Annotated in this window: 19 protein-coding genes; 10 read left to right on the top strand and 9 right to left on the bottom strand. The window is 69.0% G+C overall.

The window, feature by feature from the left end; genetic code table 11:
* Positions 1–118, top strand: a 118-nt coding sequence (locus FDA94_RS06255; RefSeq protein ID WP_137246055.1) for an integrase core domain-containing protein, incomplete at its 5' end; no start/stop codon positions are given.
* A 10-nt stretch (positions 119–128) separates the two neighbouring features.
* Here FDA94_RS06255 and FDA94_RS06250 read toward each other — a convergent pair.
* Positions 129–1,232: a magnesium and cobalt transport protein CorA gene (locus FDA94_RS06250; RefSeq protein WP_137246079.1), complete on the bottom strand. Its 1,104-nt coding sequence runs from the start codon at positions 1,230–1,232 to the stop codon at positions 129–131.
* A 260-nt stretch (positions 1,233–1,492) separates the two neighbouring features.
* Between FDA94_RS06250 and purD the strand changes: the two genes are divergently transcribed.
* The 3 genes from purD (at position 1,493) to FDA94_RS06235 (ending at position 5,963) form a co-directional block, all read left to right on the top strand.
* On the top strand, positions 1,493–2,710 hold the full coding sequence (purD, locus tag FDA94_RS06245; protein ID WP_137246054.1) for a phosphoribosylamine--glycine ligase: 1,218 nt from the start codon (positions 1,493–1,495) through the stop codon (positions 2,708–2,710).
* 476 nt (positions 2,711–3,186) lie between these two features.
* Positions 3,187–4,458: a UDP-N-acetylglucosamine 1-carboxyvinyltransferase gene (gene murA / locus FDA94_RS06240; protein ID WP_137246053.1), complete on the top strand. Its 1,272-nt coding sequence runs from the start codon at positions 3,187–3,189 to the stop codon at positions 4,456–4,458.
* A gap of 212 nt (positions 4,459–4,670) precedes the next feature.
* Entirely contained in the window at positions 4,671–5,963 is a 1,293-nt protein-coding gene (locus FDA94_RS06235; protein ID WP_030456307.1) for a transcriptional regulator, read from the top strand.
* Positions 5,964–6,274: 311 nt separating this feature from the next.
* Here FDA94_RS06235 and FDA94_RS06230 read toward each other — a convergent pair whose 3' ends face one another.
* Complete coding sequence (locus FDA94_RS06230) at positions 6,275–7,090, bottom strand: hypothetical protein (protein ID WP_137246052.1); 816 nt, start codon at positions 7,088–7,090, stop codon at positions 6,275–6,277.
* A gap of 319 nt (positions 7,091–7,409) precedes the next feature.
* On the opposite strand from FDA94_RS06230, the gene FDA94_RS39025 reads away from it, so the two are divergent.
* From FDA94_RS39025 to FDA94_RS06220, 3 genes are read left to right on the top strand one after another with little or no spacing between them, the layout of a single operon-like run.
* Positions 7,410–7,586 carry a hypothetical protein gene (locus tag FDA94_RS39025; protein WP_170990803.1) on the top strand — a complete coding sequence of 59 codons (177 nt, stop codon included), beginning with the start codon at positions 7,410–7,412 and terminating at the stop codon, positions 7,584–7,586.
* A complete protein-coding gene (locus tag FDA94_RS06225) occupies positions 7,583–7,867 on the top strand; it encodes a hypothetical protein (protein ID WP_137246051.1) in 285 nt (94 codons plus the stop codon). Before FDA94_RS39025 ends, FDA94_RS06225 begins: the two co-directional genes overlap by 4 nt.
* Before the next feature lie 60 nt (positions 7,868–7,927).
* Positions 7,928–8,821 carry an EamA family transporter gene (locus FDA94_RS06220; RefSeq protein ID WP_137246050.1) on the top strand — a complete coding sequence of 298 codons (894 nt, stop codon included), beginning with the start codon at positions 7,928–7,930 and terminating at the stop codon, positions 8,819–8,821.
* Here FDA94_RS06220 and hisC read toward each other — a convergent pair.
* Entirely contained in the window at positions 8,796–9,869 is a 1,074-nt protein-coding gene (gene hisC, locus FDA94_RS06215; protein ID WP_137246049.1) for a histidinol-phosphate transaminase, read from the bottom strand. The two genes, FDA94_RS06220 and hisC, sit on opposite strands and share 26 nt — an antisense overlap.
* Positions 9,870–9,969: 100 nt before the next feature.
* Here hisC and FDA94_RS06210 point away from each other — a divergent pair, with 100 nt between their 5' ends.
* Complete coding sequence (locus tag FDA94_RS06210; RefSeq protein ID WP_170990802.1) at positions 9,970–10,689, top strand: polysaccharide deacetylase family protein; 720 nt, start codon at positions 9,970–9,972, stop codon at positions 10,687–10,689.
* Here FDA94_RS06210 and FDA94_RS06205 read toward each other — a convergent pair whose 3' ends face one another.
* The 6 genes from FDA94_RS06205 to FDA94_RS06180 form a co-directional block, all read right to left on the bottom strand.
* A complete protein-coding gene (locus FDA94_RS06205; RefSeq protein ID WP_137246047.1) occupies positions 10,690–11,781 on the bottom strand; it encodes an acyltransferase family protein in 1,092 nt (363 codons plus the stop codon).
* A 57-nt stretch (positions 11,782–11,838) separates the two neighbouring features.
* Positions 11,839–12,495, bottom strand: a complete 657-nt coding sequence (locus FDA94_RS06200) for an NUDIX hydrolase (RefSeq protein ID WP_137246046.1) — start codon at positions 12,493–12,495, stop codon at positions 11,839–11,841.
* A 26-nt stretch (positions 12,496–12,521) separates the two neighbouring features.
* Positions 12,522–14,297: a DUF4434 domain-containing protein gene (locus FDA94_RS06195; RefSeq protein ID WP_246059568.1), complete on the bottom strand. Its 1,776-nt coding sequence runs from the start codon at positions 14,295–14,297 to the stop codon at positions 12,522–12,524.
* 81 nt (positions 14,298–14,378) lie between these two features.
* Positions 14,379–15,467, bottom strand: coding sequence for a glycosyltransferase (locus FDA94_RS06190; protein WP_170990801.1), 1,089 nt, complete (start codon positions 15,465–15,467; stop codon positions 14,379–14,381).
* A 13-nt stretch (positions 15,468–15,480) separates the two neighbouring features.
* Positions 15,481–16,743: a nucleotide sugar dehydrogenase gene (locus tag FDA94_RS06185; RefSeq protein ID WP_137246044.1), complete on the bottom strand. Its 1,263-nt coding sequence runs from the start codon at positions 16,741–16,743 to the stop codon at positions 15,481–15,483.
* Between the two features lie 105 nt (positions 16,744–16,848).
* Positions 16,849–18,444, bottom strand: a complete 1,596-nt coding sequence (locus tag FDA94_RS06180; RefSeq protein WP_137246043.1) for a glycosyltransferase family 4 protein — start codon at positions 18,442–18,444, stop codon at positions 16,849–16,851.
* 119 nt (positions 18,445–18,563) lie between these two features.
* Here FDA94_RS06180 and wecB point away from each other — a divergent pair, with 119 nt between their 5' ends.
* Positions 18,564–19,706: a non-hydrolyzing UDP-N-acetylglucosamine 2-epimerase gene (gene wecB, locus FDA94_RS06175; protein WP_137246042.1), complete on the top strand. Its 1,143-nt coding sequence runs from the start codon at positions 18,564–18,566 to the stop codon at positions 19,704–19,706.
* A 76-nt stretch (positions 19,707–19,782) separates the two neighbouring features.
* The gene (locus FDA94_RS06170) at positions 19,783–21,858 is read left to right on the top strand and encodes a glycosyltransferase family protein (RefSeq protein WP_137246041.1); all 2,076 of its coding nucleotides are present in this window, start codon (positions 19,783–19,785) and stop codon (positions 21,856–21,858) included.
* The last annotated feature ends 36 nt before the right edge of the window (positions 21,859–21,894 follow it).

Below are 21,894 nucleotides of genomic sequence, written 5' to 3'. Positions count from 1 at the left end.
CAGCAACACCCACCGCGCCGACGCCCTGCAACCATGGATGGAGCACTACAACACCCGACGACGTCACAGCGCACTGGACGGTCACCCTCCGATCAGCCGACTGTCACCAACGTCATGACCGAGTACATCTAGAGCCAGCCGTTGCGCCGGAACGCCCGGTGCAGCAGGGCGCAGGCGACGACCATGACGCCGACGACCACCGGGTAGCCCCAGACCGCGTCGAGCGCGGGCATGTGCTCGAAGTTCATGCCGTAGATGCCGGCGATCATGGTCGGTACGGCCAGGATCGCCACCCACGACGAGATCTTGCGCATGTCCTCGTTGGCCAGGGCGTTGGTGCGGGCGAGCGCGGCCTGCAGGATCGAGTCGGAGAGCTCGTTGCTCGACTGGACCTGCTCGCACACGCGCGACAGGTGGTCGGAGACGTCGCGGAAGTACTCGCGCATGTCCGACGGGATGCTGCGGCGCTGGGGAAGCTGCGAGAACGGGGTGTGCAGCGGCGCGACGGCCCGCTTGAGCTCCAGCATCTCGCGCTTGAGGTGGTAGATCCGGTTGATGTCGCGCGAGCTGACCTCGGCGAACACCGCGGCCTCGACCTCTTCGAGCTCGGCCTGCATCTGGTCGGCGACGTAGAGGTACTTGTCGACGACGTGGTCGGCGATGGCGTGCAGGACGCCGGTCGGGCCCCGGTTGAGCAGCTTGGGCTTGTCTTCGAGCTTGTCGCGCACGTCGCTGAGCGGGCTGTGGGCGCCGTGGCGCACCGTGACGACGAAGTCGGGACCGACGAACACCATGATCTCGCCGGTGGCGATGATCTCGGCCGACTCGGTCAGCACCTCGTGGTCGAGGAAGGCGACCGTCTTCAGCACCACGAACAGGGAGTCCCCGTAACGTTCCACCTTGGGCCGCTGGTGGGCCTTGACCGCGTCTTCGACGGCAAGGGGGTGCAGCCCGAACGTCTCGGCCAGCCACTCGACCTCGGGGGCCTCCGGCTCGAAGAGCCCGACCCACACGTAGGCGTCGGGCTTGGCGGCGTCTTCGTTGTGCTGCCGGACCAACTGGACGGCCTGCGCTATTCCGTCGGCCGCGACCTTCCGGCCGCCGATGTAGGCGCCGAAGGTGATGAGCGAGTCGCTCGACGGGACGCAGGGGAACTTCTTGTGCTCGAGAACGGGGGAGGCCACGGTGGCGGCACGGGTGTAACGACGGGGGAAAAGCGTGGCGGAGCGCATGTCGGTCCCTTCGAAGGCCGAGCTCACATGCTCCACGCGAACAGCGGAGTCACCCCTTACAAGGGCGCGGGCATGCGGGCGGCGTGCATATGGAAATGGACAGGGATGTCGCGCACGTCAGACGTGCGCGTGCACGTACTGACGGGATCGCCAGAAGACACCCGTACCACCTCCAATCGCCACTTGACACCGCAAAGCCAACCCAAAATATCACAGGGTCCCAGGATAACCGTGGTTGCCGGGCCTGAGAGAATGCGTGGGTGCGAGTTCTGGTGATCGGTTCAGGAGGCCGTGAGCACGCGATCTGCCGTGCTCTCCGACCCGCCGAGGTGCACTGCGCGCCCGGCAACGCGGGCATCGCCGAGGTGGCGCGGCTCCATGACGTGTCGCCGCTCGACGGCTCGGCCGTCGCGGCGCTGGCGCTCGACCTCGCGGTCGACCTCGTGGTCATCGGCCCCGAGGCGCCCCTGGTCGCCGGGGTGGCCGACGCCGTCCGGTCGGTCGGCGTGCCGTGCTTCGGCCCGTCGCGCGAGCCCGCCGCGATCGAGGGCTCCAAGAGCTTCGCCAAGTCGGTGATGGAGGCGGCCGGCGTCCCGACCGCCCGCGCCTTCTCCTGTACGACCCCCGAAGAGGCCCTCGACGCCCTCGACACCTTCGGGCCGCCCTACGTGGTCAAGGACGACGGCCTGGCCGCGGGCAAGGGCGTCGTCGTGACGACCGACCGCTCGGCCGCGCTGGCCCACGCCGCGGCGTGCGAGCGCGTGGTGATCGAGGAATACCTCGACGGCCCCGAGGTGTCGCTGTTCGCCCTGTGCGACGGCAAGACCGCCGTGGCCCTGCAGCCCGCACAGGACTTCAAGCGCGCCCACGACGGCGACGAGGGCCCCAACACGGGCGGCATGGGCGCCTACACCCCCCTGACGTGGGCCCCCGAGGGCCTGGTCGACGAGATCATGACGACCGTCGTGACCCCGACCGTCAACGAGCTGGCCCGCCGGGGCATGCCCTACACCGGCGTCCTCTACGCCGGCCTGGCCCTGACGAGCAAGGGCCCCAAGGTCATCGAGTTCAACGCGCGCTTCGGCGACCCCGAGACCCAGGTCGTCCTCGACCGCCTGGAGACCCCTCTGGCCGACCTGCTGCTCGCCTGCGCGACCGGAGAGCTGGCCGCCCAGCCCGCCGTGGTCAGCCGTCCCGGCGCGGCCGTCACCGTGGTGATCGCCGCCGAGAACTACCCCGGCACCCCGGTGAAGGGCGACGCCATCGAGGGCCTGGCCGAAGAGGTCGAGGGCGCCTACGTCCTCCATGCCGGGACCGCCCGGAAAGACGGGCGGGTCGTCTCCAACGGCGGTCGGGTGCTGAACGTGGTGGGCACGGGCGAGACCGTGGCGCAGGCGCGCGAGCGGGCCTACGACCTCGTCGGCCGCATCGAGATGCGCGGTTCCTTCCACCGAAGCGACATCGCCGCGGGGCGTTAGTCACACGAGTCGCTGTTTTCCCTGATCCGGGCGCCGCGTCCTGACAAAATAGGACAAGTGAAAGGGCGGTATTCCGGCAAGGCGCGCTGTCGGTACGTGACCGACGGCGCCGCCCGGCCGGTGGTGGCGGTGTGCCGGATTTCGGACCTTGGTTGCGTACACGAGACCGTAAATCGCTGTGCGGGAAGTGGGGAAACCTGCCCCTCGCCAGGGCGGATGTCGGTTTTGGGGTTGAATTCGAAGCGTTTCGGTCGTTCGATCAGTCGTTCGTGTTCCTTGCGCTGAAATCCGGCGAACTTCGCATTCCTGGTCAGAACACCGGGGCTCTAAGTGGGGCCCTTTAACGGCCTTACGGGCCGTACTTTCCAGGGGTGGTTTCGCCGCGAATGACCCCGGCTAACGGCTACTGTGGGCCGATACCCGGCTACCGCACCTGCCGCACCATCCTCTCCACCCCCAACCGAGGAGACTCATTCATGGTTCGTTACCGCGTGCGCGGTGGCAATGCGCTGCGTGGAACCGCGTTCGTTCAGGGCGCGAAGAACGCCGTGCTGCCCATGATCGGGGCGGCCCTGCTGGCGGCAGAGGGCCGGACGGTCCTCCGCAACGTCCCGCTGATCGAGGACGTCCGGCGGGCGATCGAGCTCGCCGAGGCCGTCGGCGCCCGGGTGCAGTTCCACGAGGCGGAGCGCACGCTGGTCATCGACGCCTCGGGGGTGCACACCCCCGTGCTGCCCGAGGAGATCGCGTCGCGGTTCCGCGGCGTGATCCTGTTCGTGCCGGCGCTGCTGCACCGGGTCGGCGAGGTCATCGTCGAGGGCGTCGGCGGGTGCAATCTGGGCGCCCGCAACCTCGACTTCCACTACAACGGCTACAAGCGGCTCGGCGCCCTGGTCGACGAGCAGGAGAGCGCGATCCACATCAAGGCCGCCGGGCTGACCGGGGCCACGCTCTACCTCGACCGGCCCTCCCACACGGGCACCGAGAACCTCATCATGGCCGCCGCGCTGGCCCAGGGCACGACGGTCATCGAGAACGCCGCGCTGGAGCCCGAGGTCCTCGACGTCATCGAGATGCTGCGCAAGATGGGCGCGAACATCAGCGGTGAGGGGACCGGCTTCATCACCGTCGAGGGCGTACGCGAGCTCAAGGCCGTCGAGCACACCGTCATGGCCGACCGGCTCGACGCCGGGGCGTTCATGATGGCCGCCGCGATCACCGGCGGCGAGGTGACCCTGCTCGGCACCTCGCTCGAACACCTCGGTGTCGTGCGGTGGAAGCTGGAGCAGATGGGCGTGGAGTTCTTCCAGGAGGGCGCGGTCGTGCACGCCCGCCGCGACGGGCAGCTGCGGCCGATCAACGTGATCACCGACACCTACCCGGGCTTCGCGACCGACCTCCAGCCGCAGCTGATGGCGATGGCGGCGCTCGCCGGCGGCCCGAGCTACATCCACGAGCGCATCTTCGACGGCCGGTTCGCGCTGGCCCGCGAACTCAACAAGATGGGCGCGCGGGTCGAGGTGAACGGCAGCCGGGCGGTCGTCCACGGGCCCACTCCGCTGCGCGGCGCGACCGTCGAGGCGCACGATCTGCGGTCGGGCATCGCGCTCGTGCTGGCGGGTCTGGCGGCCGAGGGCGAGACGGTGATCGAGTCGGGCTACCGCATCGACCGGGGCCACGCCGACATCGCGCAGCGCCTCCGAGCCCTCGGAGCCGATGTGGAACGCGAGATTTCCCCTTTTGCCTAGTTCGACGTCCATAATGGCATTGACCAGCCACAACATAATGGGAAAGGACCGTGCCGCCCTTCTCAGAACGGTATTCCGGAAAATCCGGGCGTGACATTACGGCCTCCGGGAGCGATCGTTCCAAAGAGAAGTCAATCGAGAAGGCGCGCGGGATGGGACGAACATTGGTCGAGCGCACTGAAGACTCGCCGCGCGGACGCGTGGGGGGCGGAATGGGCGCTGGGACGCCGGACCTCACCATCGGTGTGGTGGGTCCCCATGACCTCGTCGAGCGGGTCATGCTCATGGGACACGCCGCCGCCCCGGTGCCGTGCCGCCTCGTGGCGGCCGCATACCGGGACGAGCAGGAGGCATCCGACAAGGTGACCCGGCTGGGCGGCGTCGACGCCTGCCTCTTCGCCAGCCCGATTCCATACGAGCTGGCGCGGCGGGCCGGGGTACTGACGATGCCGGCGACCCACGTCCAACTGGGCGGGGCGGCCCTGACGGCCGCGATCGCACGGGCGGCCCTCGACGACCGCATCGACCCCAGACGGGTCAGCGTCGACGTGCTGAGCCGGGGCGAGGTCGACGAGGCGTTCGCGGACCTGGGCATATCCACGGCAGAGGTACACAGCCGCGACGAGCCGGGAGCGACCGGCACGATCGCGGCCTACCACGAGCGGCTGGTCCGCCAGGGCGCCACTACGGGGGCCCTGACCTGCATACCGGGCGTGGCCGACCGATTAACGGCCGCGGGCATCCCCACGGTCCGCATCCGGCCCACCTCGGCGGCGGTCCGGACTGCTCTCCACACGGCGGCCCTGCTCGGGGCGCACCACCGGCTGGAGGAATCCCAGCTGACGGTGATCCTCGTCGAGGTGCCGACGCTGCGGGAGCCGATAAGGCGGGCGGCGCCGCGATACTGGCGTGACGAGCTGCGGCTCTCCCTGCACCGCCTGCTGGTGCAGGAGGCCAACCGCATCAACGCCAGCGTGTGGCCGATCGACGACCACAGCTACCTGGTGGTCGCGACACGGGGATCGATCGCCGGCGCGACCGACGGCTTCCGGGTGCTGCCCTTCGCGGCGAGGATCCGCGACGAGCTGGGCCTGGCGGTCGAGGTGGGCGTCGGCATGGGCCGGACCACCCACGACGCCGAGACCCACGCACGGGCCGCACTGGCCCGCACGCAGGCCGGCAAGCAGGCCCAGGGCTTCGCGGTCGACCGGGAGGGACGCACGCTGGTGCCCCCGCCCCGGATGCCTCCGCAGTCGGCGGGCCCCGCCAAGCCGAAGGGCGTCGAGGTCCTGGCCAGGCTGGCGGCCAAGCTGGAAGGCGGCGACACCGTCGTCGACGCCGAGGGCGCGGGCAAGATGCTGGGGGTGACACCGAGAACGGCGCGGAGACTGCTGCGCACGCTGGTCGACGAGGGACTCGCGTGGCCGCTCCCACCGAACCGGACACCCCAACCGGGCCGGCCCCGGCAGCTCTACCGGCTGATCGTGGAGAAGCTGAACCGCTGAGACGGCGGGCGAGTGCCCGGCATCCTCTTTCCCGAGGGTGCCGGGCACTGCTTTTTGTGTACGGATACGTCCGGATAAATCCGGACAGGGAATTCACTTCACCGGATAGAAGAAAGTGCGGGACGGGCGGGGCTGGAGTTGCGCAACATTGCGCAAATTCGATGAAAGTCGTGAAATGCCAGCCTTGTGAACGCCCGCCCGGTGTGCGGCCTGGAGAACGCGAGTTCGCCCTCACAGAACGTTTATGGCGTGTCTCTGGAGGCGACCGTCTGGCGCCGGCCAAGGGCTCGACGGCTTTCCACCAGGTGGAGTCATCGTCGGCTCTCGTCGCCGATGGCGGCGGTCTTCTGGAGGGCGGCCTCCACGTGCAGGAAGGCCTGTATGAAGATCACGTTGCGTTTGGCCGGGTGGGGCCGCCGGAAGGCCAGCTCGCCCGCCGCGCGGAGGAGGCCGTGGCCGTGTAACGGCAGGGTCAGCGCCTCGGCGACCGTGCCGGTCGCCTCCTTCTTCCATTCGGCCGCCGCTTCGAGGAGCAGGCGGCGGTAGGCGGGCGTCACCTCCTCACGCGTGGCCTCACAGGCCAGCAGGACGGCGGCCTGGTAGGCGGCGACGGCGTCGCCCTGTTCGGCTCGGCGGAGGATCGAGGCGCCGATGCGGCCCCACGCTCTCGGCATGCGGAAGGCCGCCGACTTCACCGGGGGCAGGCGGACCTCGTCGGGAGCCTGTTCGAGGATGTCGCCGGGGACGTAGGGCATCCGCGTCACCGGCCTGGCCGGGGCGTCGCGGGTTTCGACGGCGTCCCACACTTCGGCGAACTCCCGGGTGAGCGTACTGATCGCCTGCGGCGAGGCCGCCATGCGGCCGTTCATCGTGCCGAACTTGTAGAGGACCGTGACGATGGTGCGGATGAGGGGCCAGCCCGGCAGCAGGGTGAACCTGCCCTTCATGATGTTGGACAGGTGCGAGGTGGAGAGCGAGCGCCACTCCTCCCCGGTCTCCGCCCTGATCATCGACTCCGCCAGCTCCACCATCCGGCCATAGCTGGGCCGGCCCACCTTGCGGTACAGGCTGTCGAGCTTGGCCAGGAGGACATCGCAGTCGATCCGCTCTCCACGTGCATCACCCATGAGCGAGTTCCGTTTCTCAAAACAGTCAGACAGCGCGACCGCGCGTGGGCCGGAAAAGGCCGAGAACCCCGTTGAAAGATCACCGGAGCGACCGGTGATGATGGCGAGATTAGTGGGTTCACAGGGGCTACGCCCCATAATTCCCAAACGTCGTGAGCGCGAGGATTAACCAGGTCATCCGGTTACGTCCAGAGTCGTCCACAGGCGTCCAGACCTGCGGAAATCCGTACAGGAACAGATGATCTTCGGGTCTCCGGCGACCGGCGCTGATATCTGTCTGTGGTCACCCACTATGCGCTATCAGAAAGAAAGTCAGGAAATGTCGCCTGTCGTTTCTTTGATCATCGCGGCGCTCGTTTCCGCCGTCATCGCGCTGATCTGCTACATCGTCAGTCTCCGGTCGGGAAAGACCGCACCGACCGCGCTCATGACGTCGGGAGGCGCCTATCTCGGGACGGCCACGCTGTGCCTGCTGGTCCTGGAGTACCTCCGGTGAGCCGGCTCCGCCTGAAGGAGGTGCACCCCCGGCTCACGGCCACGATCGTCGACCTGCTCGAGGGCGATCCCCTCGCGGGGACCGTCGAGGATCTCCCTTATTTCGGGGTCTGCGCGTGTACGCAGGCCTGCCGGAACCTGCTCACCTCACCGCCGGGGTCGGCGAGCCCCCGGTCGCTGCCGTTGCTGCTGGCCGGGACGGAGGTCATCGGGCTCAGCCTCGACCCGACGGGCACCGCCATCACCGACATCGAGGTGCTCGACCCAGCCTTTTACGGTTGATGCCCGATTTCGGGCCCCGCTCTGGAGGGGTTTGCCGACGTTTGGCTATTGTCAGCAGTCATGCAGCGGGACGGTCGTGACATACGCGTGTGGGTCCTCCTGACGACCGTCTACATCGTCTGGGGATCGACCTATCTGGGCATCGGAATCGTCATCGAGACCATGCCGCCCTTCGTCTCCGGCGGCCTCCGGTTCGTGGTGGCCGCCGCGATCCTCGGCGTGTTCCTGCTGGTCAAGTCGGGCCCGCAGGCGTTCCGGATGAACCGCCGCGAGTTCCTCGACGCGGCCCTGGTCGGGCTGCTGCTCCTCACGGGCGGCAACGGCATGGTCGCCGTGGCCGAGCAGCACATCTCCACCGGGCTCGCCGCGCTGCTGGTCGCCTCGACGCCGCTCTGGCTCGTCATCATGCGCACGGTCTTCCGCGACCGGCCCCACGTCCTGACGTTGACCGGCGTGCTCATCGGGTTCCTCGGCGTGGCCGGGATCTCGCTGACCGGCGGGGCGTCGGGGGGCACGGTCGGCGTGGTGGTGATCCTGCTGGCGTCGTTCTCATGGGCCGTGGGGTCGTTCATGTCGGGGCGGGCGCCGATGCCGAAGAACCCCTTCGCCGCCTCGACGGTGGAGATGGTCGTCGGCGGGGCCGGGTTGCTGGCGTGCAGCGGGCTGGCCGGGGAGCACCTCGTGCTGTCGGAGGTGTCCGGGCGGTCGTGGCTGGCGCTGGCCTACCTGATCGTCGTGGGGTCGCTGGTGGGGTTCACGTCGTACGTGTGGCTGCTCGGCAACGCGCCGATCTCGCTCGTGTCCACCTACGCGTACGTGAACCCCGTCGTCGCGGTCGCCCTGGGGATGATCATCCTGGGCGAGACCGTGACGGCCATGATGGTGGCCGCCGGTCTCGTCATCGTCGCCGGGGTCGCGCTGGTGGTCTCTACCGAGCGGAAACGTGTGTCCTGAAGGCCTGCGCGGCCCTCAGGAACGCGTCGTTGGCCTCACGGTCACCAATGGACACACGGGCACCCTCCGTGCCAAATGGACGCACAGCGACGCCCTCAGCGGCGCACGCCGCCGCGAACGCCGGGGTGTCGTCGCCCAGGCGGAGCCAGACGAAGTTGGCCTGCGACTCGGGGACCGTCCAGCCTTGGGTGATCAGCGCCTCGCGGACGCGGGCGCGCTCGGCGACGACCCGCTCGACGCGCTCCAGCAGCTCGTCCTCGGCGGCGAGCGACGCGACGGCGGCGGCCTGGGCGAGGTGGTTGACCGCGAAGGGGATCATCGTCTTGCGGACCGCCGCGGCGACGGGCTCGGGGCCGATCAGGTAGCCGACGCGGAGCCCGGCCAGGCCGTAGGCCTTGGAGAAGGTGCGCAGCACCGCCACGTTGGGGCGTTCGCGGTAGACGGTCAGGCCGTCGGGGATCGCCTCGTCGCGCACGTACTCGCGGTAGGCCTCGTCGAGGATCACGAGCACGTCGGACGGGACCGCGTCGAGGAACGCGGTGAGCTCGGCCGCGCGGTTGGCCGTGCCCGTCGGGTTGTTGGGGTTGCAGACGAGGACCATGCGGGTGGCCGGGGTGATCGCGGCGCGCATCGCGTCGAGGTCGTGGGTCTCGCCGGCGAGCGGGACCTGCACGGAGGTGACCCCCGACAGGTCCGCTAGCACCGGGTAGGCCTCGAACGAACGCCAGGCGTAGACGACCTCCGCACCGGGCTCGCCGATCGTCTCGAAGAGCTGCTGGGCGACGGTGACCGAGCCCGCGCCGAGCGCGATGTGCTCCGGCGGGACGCCGTAACGGGCCGCGAGCGCCTCGGTCAGCCGGACCGCCGCCGGGTCGGGGTAACGGTGGACGGTCGCGGCGGCCTCGGCGATGGCGGCGACCACGCTGGGGAGCGGCGGCTCGGGGGATTCGTTCGACGACAGCTTGTACGACCGCCCGTCGGCCGACACCACCGCCTTGCCCGGCGCGTAGGCCGGCATGGTGTCGAGCACGGCCCTGAACTGCGGCATTCTTGCACCCCTCCGTTGCGGCGATGTGCCCACACCCTACTTGAGGTCATTCGTGCCGATCTCAGAGTCGTCCCAGGAACACCCCTTAGGATTCGGCACCATGCGCGTGATCGTCCGGGGGGCACTCGCCCTCGCCTTAACCACGTCCCTGATCGCCCCGGCCGCACCGGCGAACGCGAAGGCCAAGCCGTACTGCGAGCGCCACAAGTGCATAGCGCTCACCTTCGACGACGGGCCCTGGCCCTACACCCCCGCCCTGCTCGACACCCTGAAGAAGCACAAGGCCAAGGCCACCTTCTTCGTGCTGGGCCGCAAGGTCGAGAGCCGCGTCGAGATGATGAAGCGCATGGTCGACGAGGGGCATGAGATCGGCAACCACACCTGGGACCACCCCGACCTGACCAAGCTCTCCGACGAGGAGATCATCTCCGAGATCGTCGGCACCCAGGAGGTCATCCAGCAGACCGCCGGCGTCACGCCGACGTTCATGCGCCCGCCGAACGGCGCGACCAACTCCCGGGTGGGCTCCCTGATGGAGACGCTCGGCCTGCCGCAGATCCTTTGGACGGGCTCGACCCTCGACTGGCAGGCCCGCAACACCAAGGTCATCAAGGAGCGCACGCTCAAGTTCGCCCGGCGCGACGCCGTCATCCTGCTGCACGACATCGTGCCGGAGACCGTCAAGGCCATGGAGACCGTGGTCGACACCCTGACGAAGAAGGGCTACAAGCTCGTCACCGTCTCCACGCTGCTCGGCGACCGCGTCCTCAAGCCCGGCGAGGCCTGGCCGAAGCCGCCGAAGCCGGCCGAAAAGAAGTAGCTAGTCGGCGATTTTGAGCGAGCGGGACAGCGCCGCCTTCAACCGTGGCTGGGCGGGCACCTCGACGAACCGGTAGACCGCCCACGCCACGACCAGCACGATCCCGATGACCACCGGCAGCGTGACCCGGTGGCCGAGGATCGGGTTGAGCCACTGGATCATCAGGAATCCGACGTGGTGGTGGAACAGGTAGAGCGGGTAGGTCAGCGCGCCCAGCAGCGTCAGCCCGCGCCAGTCGATCCCGTCGAGCCGCCCGAGCGCGACCAGGATCATCACGAGGAACATCAGTGAGATCACGCCGACGACCAGCGCCGTGCCCAGCGGCTCGCCGAACCGCTCGACGGCCGACGGCCCCTCGCCGAGCAGCTGCACCAGGCCGAAGGCGTAGGCCAGGCCGACGAACAGCCACGGCAGCAGCGAGCCGCCGAACCGGTAGATCAGGTAGAGGGACATGCCCGCGATGAAGTAGGGCGCCCCGAACTGGGCCAGCCCGACCTTCAGCAGCGAGATGTCGAGCCGCTCGGCCAGCGCGAGCAGGAAGATCCAGCCGCCCATGAAGCCGAGAACCCTCCGGTATGTGATCCCGACCACCGCGAAGCAGGCGATCATCACGTAGAAGACGAGTTCGTGCCAGAGCGTCCAGTAGACGATCTCCAGGTCGCGGATCCGCAGGCCGTGCTGGAACATCGTCAGGTTGGCGAGCAGTTCGCTCAGAGTGGGCCGGTGGTCGGTGATGAACCCCATCAGCGCGATCGCGCCCAGGATGATCACACTGGCCCAGTAGGCCGGATAGAGACGGGCGATCCGGGAGACCACGAACTCACCGGGCGTACGCCCCCAGGCGCTCATCAGGATCACGAAGCCGCTGATCATGAAGAACAGCCGGACTCCGTAGGAGCCGAACATCGTGACGCCGGATAACGCCGGGAAGGCGTTGACCGTCCCCCACGCGCGCGTCTCCCCGAAGTGGAACAGCACCACCGCCATGGCCGCGACGAATCGCAGCAGGTCGAGCACCCGTAAGCGGGGCTGGACGAAGGGTGGGTCAACGGCGGCCGCCGCCGGCACAGTGCGCGGCTCCGATATCAGCACAGGGGGAGAATATCCCCAATCACACTGACAACAGTGGGCCCAATCACGTCAAACGGGTCAGATCCGCAGCATCGGCGGGTGCAGCGCCTCCGCCGGGCCCCGCCGGTAGAGCATCGCGGGGCGGCCGCCGTCGCGGGTGGTCGTCCGGCCCGACGGCACCAGGAAGCCCTCGGTCTTGGTCACCTTGCGGTGGAAGTTGCGGGGGTCGAGCGGGCGGCCCCACACGATCTCGTAGACCCTGCGCAGCTCGGCGACGGTGAACTCGGTCGGGCAGAACGCGGCCCCGAGCGAGGTGTATTCGAGCTTCGACCGGGCCCGCTCCAGCCCGTCGAGCATGATGCGGCGGTGGTCGAAGGCCATCTCGGTCAGCTCGCTCAGCGGCTGCCAGCTCATGTGGGCCTCGGTCGAGGCCGGCAGGTCGGGGGCCAGCCCCAGGTAGGCGACCGACACGACGCGCTGGCGCGGGTCGCGGTCGGGGTAGCCGTAGGTCCGGAGCTGCTCCAGGTGGACCGGCGCCCCTGCCATGCCGGCCCGTTCGGCCAGCACGCGGGCCGCCGCCGCCGGAAGGTCTTCGTCGAGGTGGATGAAGCCGCCCGACAGCGCCCACAGATCGGGGTAGGGCGGCCGATCCCGCCGCCACACCAAGGCGCACAGGGCGCTCGACCTCACTGTCAGCACGACGAGATCCACGCTGACGGGGATGCGCGGGACCATGTCAGGCACGTTACACGCTGTCGCGATCAATCGTTGTTGTGGTAGTAGACCGGCTCGGCGGCCTTGCGGCCGTCGGCGGAGGTCACCTCTACCCTGACCCACGTGCCGGGCGGCACGCTCGCCCAGTCGACCGGGATCCAGACCTGGCCGACGGCGGGTGGTAAGTCGGCGATCGGCTGCCCGTCGAACCAGCCCACCGACTGCGAGTCGACGACGCGCGGGGTCTCCAGGCCGGTCCAGCTCAGCGTCACCCGGACGTTCTCCAGGTGGTAGCCGCGGATCTGCAGGCCGTCTTGGATCTGCCGCTTCTCCCTGATGGCCTGGATGGCGATGGGGCGTTCCCAGTCGGTCGCGAGGTCCTCCGACAGCGACGGGGTGCCGCAGGTGAAGAAGTCGCTCCACATGTACGAGATGATCTTCGAGACGTACGGCCCGACCAGCGTGACCGCAGTGTCGAGGCGGGGTTTGTCGGTGCGTCCCCGGGTCCCCTGCGTGCCGCACTTCTCGGTCGCCGACGGTTCGAACGCCTCGACGTTGGCCCACAGCTGCACGTCGATGTCTTCCTCGTCGCGCAGTTCGAGGCGGGATTCGTACATGGCCCGGTAGTAGTCGCGGGTGGCGCCGTAGTAGGCGGTGCCGTAGGTGCTCTCCCCCACCACCGGCTTCAGCCGTTCGTCCACGGGCTGGTTCTTCCAGTTCGGCCAGAACAGGCCGACCTTGCCGGTGCCGCGCGAGTCCTGCGGCGCGATGATGCCGACGCCCGTGCGGGCCAGCGCCTTGAAGCCCTCGCCGACCTGCGCGGGGGTCGAGGTGTAGTCGACCCGTTTGCGGGCGTCGAGGTAGGGGCTGACCAGGATCGGCTTGCCCGGGAGTACCTGCTCGACGATGCGGTGCTGTTCGGCGTACACCTGCAGTGTCGGAACGTTCTCAGGGTCGGCCCAGTCTCTGATGACGAGCTCGAAGGGCTGGTAGACGCCGCCGAGCGACTCGCGGCCCGCGAAGCGGGTGCCGTAGTCCTGCAGGATGCGGCGGGTCAGCGTGGTGAGGGTGCCGATGTGGCGCGGGTTGGCGCGGGTGACGCCGGTCGGGTCGCGCGGGGCCAGCGGCAGCGACGGGAAGACCTTGATGCCGAACTGGTCGCCCAGGTCGAGCAGCTCGGTCAGGCTGTCGGTCGCGCCGGCCGACACCAGGATCAGGTGGTAGCCCTTGCCCTTGCTGGAGAAGTCGCAGGTCGCGTCGTCGGAGCCGTCTTCGTCGGCGATCAGGCGGAAGAACACCCGCTCGCCGACGACGATCTTCTTCTCCATCTGCGGGCAGCGGAAGACGCCGTCGCCGTACTGCTCGTCGGTGCGGAAGACGAACGACCACGAGACGCGGTTGCCGGGGTTGGCCGCCTTCAGGTCGCGTTCGGCCGCCTGGTAGCAGGTCAGACCGTCTTCGACGCAGTAGCCGTAGCGTTCGTCGGGCTTTGCCTCGCTCCCGTCGTCGGGGGCGGTCTCCAGGATGCGGCCCTCGTCGTCGACCCCGCGCGGCTGCAGGCCGAAGCCGATGCGGACCACCGTGTCGCCGCCGACCTTGTGGATCTCCTCCAGCTGGCGGCGCCAGTTGCAGCGGTCGGCCGACGGCATGATCCAGTAGCCGGTGATCGCGTAGGGGGTGCGCATGTTCGTGTCGAACGTGCCACACGGGTCGGTGAAACCGGTGTCGGACGGGGTCGGGCTCGGCTCGGACGGCGAGGTGCTGCCGATGCGCGCGGCGTGTGGCGTCTCGGGCTCCTGGAGGGCGATCACCACGGTGGCCACGCCACCGAGGATCGCGATCCCTAGAAGCAGAGCAAGCCAGCGCAAACCGTCACCTCATCCGATCGACGTTCCGGGGGCTGATTACGGCTTGACACCGTTCCAGGCTTCGAGCTGGGAGACGAATCGGCGCGCGGAGTTGGGCCAGTGGTGGTTGCCCCGGGCGGCGGCGTAGCCGCGGGCGCCGGCGTTGCGGCGCTCCTCGACGTTGTCGCGCAGCGCGAGCACCGCCTTCGCGACGGCCTGCGGGTCGCTCCAGGGGACCACGACACCGCTGCGGTACCGCTCGATGAGCTCGACCGCGCGGGGCGAGGGGGTGGTGATGACCGGGATGCCGTGGGCCATGTACTCCACGATCTTCGTGGGCATGGAGTGGCGGTAGTTGGGTTCGTCGTGCAGCAGCGACAGCCCGGCCAGGGCGCCGTCGAGCCGCTTGAGCGCCTCGTCGTTGGGCATGAAGTCGCGCCATTCGAGCGCGCCCTCTTCGACGGCGGCCGCGAGCATGCGGCGCGACTGCGGGTCGGCGTACCCGATGAGTTCGACGACCACCCGGTGCGGCCGCAGCAGGCGCCCGACCTCGATGGCCTCGCGCACGCCCCGCGCCTCGGACAGCCAGCCCAGGTAGACCACCCGGTCGTCGCCGGGCGGCGAGACCGTGTCGGGCACCCAGGTCTCGTTCGGTACGACCAGATGCGCCTCCCGGAACCGGCCCGCGTAGGCGGTCTCGGCGAGCAGGAGGTGGAAGTTGCGTTCGGCCCAGCTCTCCAGCATGCGGGCCACGAACCGGGTCGGCGGCCGCAGTAAGGCCGGCAGCCACGGCTTCAGCGACAGCGTCGCGGGGGTGTCTTCGTGGACGTCCCACACGACCGTCGGCCGGTTGCGCACCCCGGCGACCGCGAACAGCAGCTCGGGGTCGTGGATGAGCGCCATGTCGACCTTGCCGCGCATGCTCTTGAACACCTTGCGCGCGGCCCGCACGGCGGACATCCGCCGCCGCTCGGCCGCCCGGGGCAGGTCGACCCCGTTCACCCACGACCGGGGCACGACGCCCCGCGCCGAATACGGCGCGGCGTACGTGACCTCATGACCGGCGTCCACGAGCGCGCGGATCTGCCGGTGCAGGATCCGGGCGTCCTCGGGGTGATGCACCACCGTCATGACGAGCACGTGCACGCGCCTGGCCCCCTTACAGCCGCTCGACGCGTTCGCTGGTGGCCAGCACGCCCCGGGTGTCCAGCACCAGGCGGGCCTGCCGTTCGACCAGCTCCAGGTCGAACATCGAGTGCTGCTGGAGCAGCACCGTGACGTCTGCCTCCCGGATGGCGGTCGCGAGGTCTTCCTCGCGGGGCACCGGGCTGCCCTCGACCGACCACTCCTTGACGTAGGGGTCGGCGTAGCTGACGACGGCGCCGAGCTCCATGAGCGCCTCGGCGACCGGTATCGCGGGCGTCTCCCGCTCGTCGGCGATGTCGGGTTTGTAGGTCACCCCGAGCAGCAGCACCTTCGAGCCGTTGACGGCCTTCTTGTCGCGGTTCAGCAGCCGCTGCACGCGGGTCACCACGTAGGACGGCATCCGCTCGTTGATCTCCTGGGCCAGCTCCACGAACCGGAAGGGGAAGCCCAGCTTGCGCACGGCGTACGACAGGTAGGACGGGTCGACGGGGATGCAGTGACCGCCCACGCCCGGACCCGGCAGGAACTTCTGGAACCCGAACGGCTTGGTCGCGGCGGCCTCGATCGACTCCCAGAGGTTCACCCCGAGCTCGTCACAGAAGATCGCCATCTCGTTGACGAGCGCGATGTTCACGTGGCGGTAGGTGTTCTCCAGCAGCTTGGCCATCTCGGCCTCGCGCGTTCCGGAGACGGGGACGACGCGTTCCACGAACCGCGCGTAGAACTCGGTCGCCCGGTCGCGGCAGGCGGTGGTGTAGCCGCCGACCACCTTCGGGGTGTTGCGCAGGCCGAACTTCGGGTTGCCGGGGTCGATGCGCTCCGGCGAGAACGCCAGGTGGAAGTCGGCGCCGGCGACGAGGCCGGACTTCTCGAGGATCGGCCGGGCCACCTCGTCGGTGGTGCCGGGCCAGGTCGTCGACTCGAGCACCACGAGGGTGCCGGCGGTCAGCTGCTCGGCGACGGCGCGGGTGGCGCCCTCGACGGCGGACAGGTCGGGACGGTGGTCTTCGTCGAGCGGGGTGGGCACGCAGATGACGATGGCCGCGGAACGGGCCAGGACCGTCGGGTCGAGCGTCGCGGAGAAACCGTTCGCGAGCATGTCGTCGAGGTCGGCGTCCGTCAGGTCGTCGATGTAGGAACGTCCCTCGTTGAGCGCGTCCACCTTGCGCGCGTCAACGTCGAGGCCGACGACTTTCAGACCTGCCGCCACAGCCTCCTTGGCCAGCGGCATGCCGACGTAGCCCAGCCCGATAACCGTGAGATCGATCTCGCTCACGACATGGCCTGGGGGTGGAGAGAACACTTCATGGTCGCAAAGGCTATCTCAAGTCGGCACCAATGATGCCTGATGCTGCACATCCGGCGTCCCCGGTGAATTTATCTAGCGGGCCAGTGATTCGTAAATTTCCCGATACGTGTTGGCGAGGCTGCTCCAGGTTCGCTTCGCGGCAACCTCCTCCTTGCCGGCCGCGCCCATCTTGCGGCGGCGTTCGGGGTCGTCGCGGAGCTCCGCCACGGCGTTGGCCAGCGCCTGCGCGTTCCCGGCGGGCACGAGGACCCCGGGCTCGCCGTCGCCGATGAGCTCGGCGAGGGCCGGCAGGTCGCTCAGGATGACCGGCTTGCCCAGCGCCATCGCCTCGACGGGCTTCAGCGGCGTCACCAGACGGCATACGCGCAGGTCCTCGCGGGGGCAGATGAAGATGTCGATGGCCGCCTGGGCCTGCAGGGCCTCGTCGGGCCCGACGCGCCCGGGCACGATCGCGATGTCACCTATACCGAGTTTGTTCACCTGCGCGAGCAGGTTCTCGCGCTCGGTGCCGTCGCCCACCAGAAGCACCTTCACGGGGGTGCCGGCGCTCTTGAGCAACGCGGCCGCCGACAGCATCGTCGCGAAGCCCTCGTAGGCCACGATCGACGACACCGAGCCGATGACGATCTCGTGGTCGCCGATGCCGTACTGGCGGCGCAGCGACGCGCCGTCGTACTCGGCGGTCAGCAGCGACGCGTCGACGGCGTTGGGCGCCAGGAAGATGCGCTCACGCGGGACGCCGCGCTCGACGATCTCGCCGACCATCGTCTCGGCCAGGGTCACCACGGCGTCCGCCGAGTTCATGATGGTGGCCTCGCGCTCCCGCATGAGGCGGTGGCGCTCGGTGCCGACCCGGGCGGGGTCGCGGCTGGCCCAGGTCTCCTCCAGGAAGCCGCGGACCTCGTACACGAACGGGGTGTTGGTTCTCTCCCGTACGGCCATCGCGACCGACCCGTTGCGGTGGTCGGTGGCGGCGTGGAGGACCTGCGGGCGCAGCTGGCGGACCAGCTCGGTGATGTCTTCGGCGCCGCGGGTGATGCGGCCCCGGGTCTCCATCGGGATGTCGGGACCGCTCGGCAGCAGGCGGCGGTAGGGGATGCCGTCGATCTCCTCGAACGGCTCCACGTCGGGGAAGCCCTGAAGGGCCGGCCAGCCCCAGCTCGTCACCACGTGGGGGTCGAGCCCGGCGGCCTTCTGCGCGGTCACGATGCGGTGGGTGCGCACGGTGTAGCCGGCCTGGGTGAACGGCAGCGCGTTGGTCACGATGTGCAGCGCACGGCCCGGCACCCGCTCGCCCATGATGACCTTGGGCTTCGGCGGGATCGGGTTGGGCAGCAGCGCGCCGCGCTCGCCCTCGTACAGGGCCAGCCGCTTCTTGATGAACACCCAGCGCTCATGGGGCTTGAGCATGTCGATGGCCTGGGTCATGTGCCCGGCGTCGAACACGGCCCTGGAGTCGTTGAGGGGAGCCCTGGCCATCCGCCGCCACATCTTGCGGATCGTGACCTTGGCGACCCGCGCGACCGGCCAGGCCACCTTGCCCACGAGCGGGCGAAGCGGTTTCGGCACGGTCTCCGCGGCTGCGTGCGCCACCCGTAGCGGGTCCTGCACGACCTTCCCCACGAAGATCCGGGAAGTAGTCACCGGGTTCTTGACGAACCCCTTCATGAACCTTCGGGCACTGGCCTTCGCGGCCTTTGCCGGAATGGGCTTGTTGGCCTCAGCTACCACGGCGTGACCGTACCATAGGCAACGTTTGCCCCCATCATGGATGAAAGGCAAGGTCAGTGAGGGAATCGAGTCTCCAGGACACCCTCGTCCTGCACGTCCTGGGTGCCCGGCCCAACTTCGTCAAAGCCGCTCCCGTGGTCAACGGACTCGCCGACCTGGGCATCCGTCAGGGGATCATCCACACCGGGCAGCACTACGACGCCCTCATGTCCGACGTCTTCTTCGCCGACCTCGGGCTGCCCGAGCCGATCGCGAATCTCGGCGTCGGCAGCGGCTCCCACGCGAAGCAGACCGCGGCCCTCCTCGTCGGTCTGGAGGAGGTCGTCGAGCGGGAGAACCCGTCTCTGGTCGTCGTGTACGGCGACGTCAACTCGACCCTCGCCGCCATCCTGGTCTGCGCGAAGCTGGGCGTGCCCACCGCCCACGTCGAGGCGGGCCTGCGCTCGTTCGACCGCACGATGCCCGAAGAGGTGAACCGGATCGTCGTCGACAGCCTGTCCGACATCCTGTTCGCGACCTCGCCGGAGGCGCTGTCCTACCTGGCCAACGAGGGCGTGCCGTCGTCCAAGGTGCACCTGGTCGGCAACCCGATGATCGACAGCCTGTTCGCCGCGCTGCCCAAGCTCGACCCGGTGCCCGTGCAGGAGCGTCTGGGCGTCACCGGCAAGTACGCCGTCGCCACGCTGCACCGCCCGGCCAACGTCGACGACCCGGCCGCGGCGAAGGAGCTCGTCGACGCGGTCCTCGGCGTCGCCGAGCAGGTGCCGGTCATCGTGCCGCTGCACCCGCGCGGCCGCACCCGCCTGGCGGAGGCCGGCCTGGTCGACGGCCCCAACCTGCGCATCGTCGACCCGCTCGGCTACGTCGACTTCCTGTCGCTGGTGCGCGGTTCGGTGCTGGTGGTGACCGACTCGGGCGGCGTCCAGGAGGAGACCACGATGCTGGAGGTGCCGTGCCTGACCGTGCGGCCCAACACCGAGCGCCCCATCACGGTGACCCACGGGACCAACCGCCTGGTGACCCCCGCTTCGCTCCCCGCCGCCGCAACGGTCGCGCTGGCCGAGGGCGCCACCACCCCGTCGGGCGACCTGCCGATGCTGTGGGACGGCAAGGCCGGTCCGCGCATCGCCCGGGTGATCGCTTCTTGGCTCCAGGGTGAGAACCTCTCCCCCGCCTCTCGGAACGCCGTCGGGGACTAACTCCGACAAACACACCAAACGACCACGGCCTGCGCCGTACGATATCGACCCTTGAGACGACGAGCAGGGACGAGGCATGTCTGAGACCGACGAGACCCCCGACGAGCCGAGATTCCAGCGCCTCGGCCCGGTCAACTGGCTGCCCGAGGACCGTCGCACCGTCGAGTTCTACGAGGAGACGATCCGCGAGCTGGAGACCCGGCTCGCCTACCAGGAGGCGCGCGCCGAGTACGCCCTCTGGAAGGCCAAGGCCACCCAGACCGGACGTCAGTACCGCGTGGGCGAGGCCATCACCAAGGCCGGCTCCAACCCCAAGAAGATCGTCAAGCTGCCGGGCGACCTGCGCAAGGCGTGGCGGGGAAACAAGGCCCCCAAGGCGCCGCCCTCGGCCTTCGACGTCCAGGCCGAGGCCGAGAAGCGCGGCCCGACGGTCAGGATCCCGAACCTGAAGTGGCCCGAGCCCGAGGGCATCCAGAACCGCCCCGACCTCAAGGTCGCGGTCATCCTCGACGACTTCTCGCGGCTCGCGTTCAAGTACGAGTGGGACCAGATCGAGTTCGGCCTGCACGACTGGCGCGAGATCTTCGCCGAGAAGCGCCCTGACGTGCTGTTCTGCGAGTCGGCCTGGCACGGCAACCAGGGCCGCTGGCGCTACCAGATGACCGGCACCAACGCCCCCAAGCAGGAGCTGCGCGACCTCATCGCGTGGTGCAGGTCCGAGGGCATCCCAACGGTCTTCTGGAACAAGGAAGACCCGCCGAACTTCGACTTCTTCATCGACACGGCCAAGCTGTTCGACCAGGTGTACACCTGCGACGGCGACATGATCCCGAAATACCGGGAGATCCTCGGCCACGACCGGGTCGGCGTCCTCCAGTTCGCCGCGCAGCCGCGCATCCACAACCCGATCATGACCCGCTGGGGCCGCAAGTACGACGTCGTCTTCGGCGGCATGTACTTCCGCGACAAGCACCCCGAGCGCCGGGAGCAGATGGAGACGGTCATCGCCCCCACCCGGGAGCTCGGCCTGCACATCTTCGCCCGCAACGCCTCCGTCGCCGACAAGTACGCCTGGCCGGAGGAGTACCGCCCCCACATCGTCGGCGAACTGCCCTATGAGCAGATGCTGGCGGCGTACAAGATGTACAAGGTCTTCCTGAACGTGAACTCGGTGATCGACTCGCCGACCATGTGCGCCCGCCGCGTCTTCGAACTCTCCGCCTGCGGGACGACGGTCCTGTCGGGCTGGTCGCGCGCCATCGAGGAGACCTTCGGCCCGCTGATTCCGATCGCGCACTCGCAGGAGGAGGCGTACAACCGGGCGCTGTACTACATCAACAGCCCCGAACTGCGCGCCCGGCAGGGCCACCTCGCGATGCGCGAGGTCTTCGACAAGCACCTGTTCTCCCACCGCGTCGACCAGATCCTCGGCGACCTGGGCCGCCCCGTGTCCGAACGCTCCCTGAGCGTGTCGGTCGTGCTGCCCACGAACCGGGCCGGCCAGTTGGAGCACGCCATCTCCCAGGTAGCCCGGCAGCGGCACCGCAACCTGGAGCTGATCCTGGTGCTGCACGGGCTGTCGGAGGACGCCGACGTGGTGCGCGACAAGGCCCTGGCGGCCGGCATCCCGGCGGTGAAGGTGCTGCACGCGCCGCCCCACTTCACGCTGGGCGAGGTGCTGAACCTCGGCATCGCCCAGGCCGAGGGCGAGCTCATCTCCAAGATGGACGACGACAACCTCTACGGGCCCAACTACCTGTGGGACCTGGTCCGCGTCTTCGACTACGCCGACTGTGAGCTGACGGGGAAGGGCGCGCACTACACGTACTTCCCCGACTCGAACACGACCGTGTTCCGGCTTCCCGGCCTGGAGAACCGGTACACGCACCTGGTGCAGGGGGCGACGATCCTGGCACGGGCCGACCTGCTGCGGACGTACCCCTTCGAGGCGGTCAACGCCGGCGAGGACACGCGGCTGGTGCGCAAGCTGAAGGAGGAAGGGGTCCGGATCTACTCGTCGGACCGCTTCAACTTCGTGTACATGCGCGGGTCGGACGCGTCCCAGCACACGTGGCAGGCGGCGGACTACAAGCTGACCCGCAACGCGGTCTTCTCGTTCGTGGCCCACCCGGATGAGCACGTGATGATCTGACCTGTACGCCACCTGACGGCGCCACCTCTTTGTTTG

Source organism: Herbidospora galbida (genome assembly GCF_005233835.1).
GTDB lineage: Bacteria > Actinomycetota > Actinomycetes > Streptosporangiales > Streptosporangiaceae > Herbidospora > Herbidospora galbida.
This window is presented reverse-complemented; position numbering and strand designations above follow the sequence as displayed.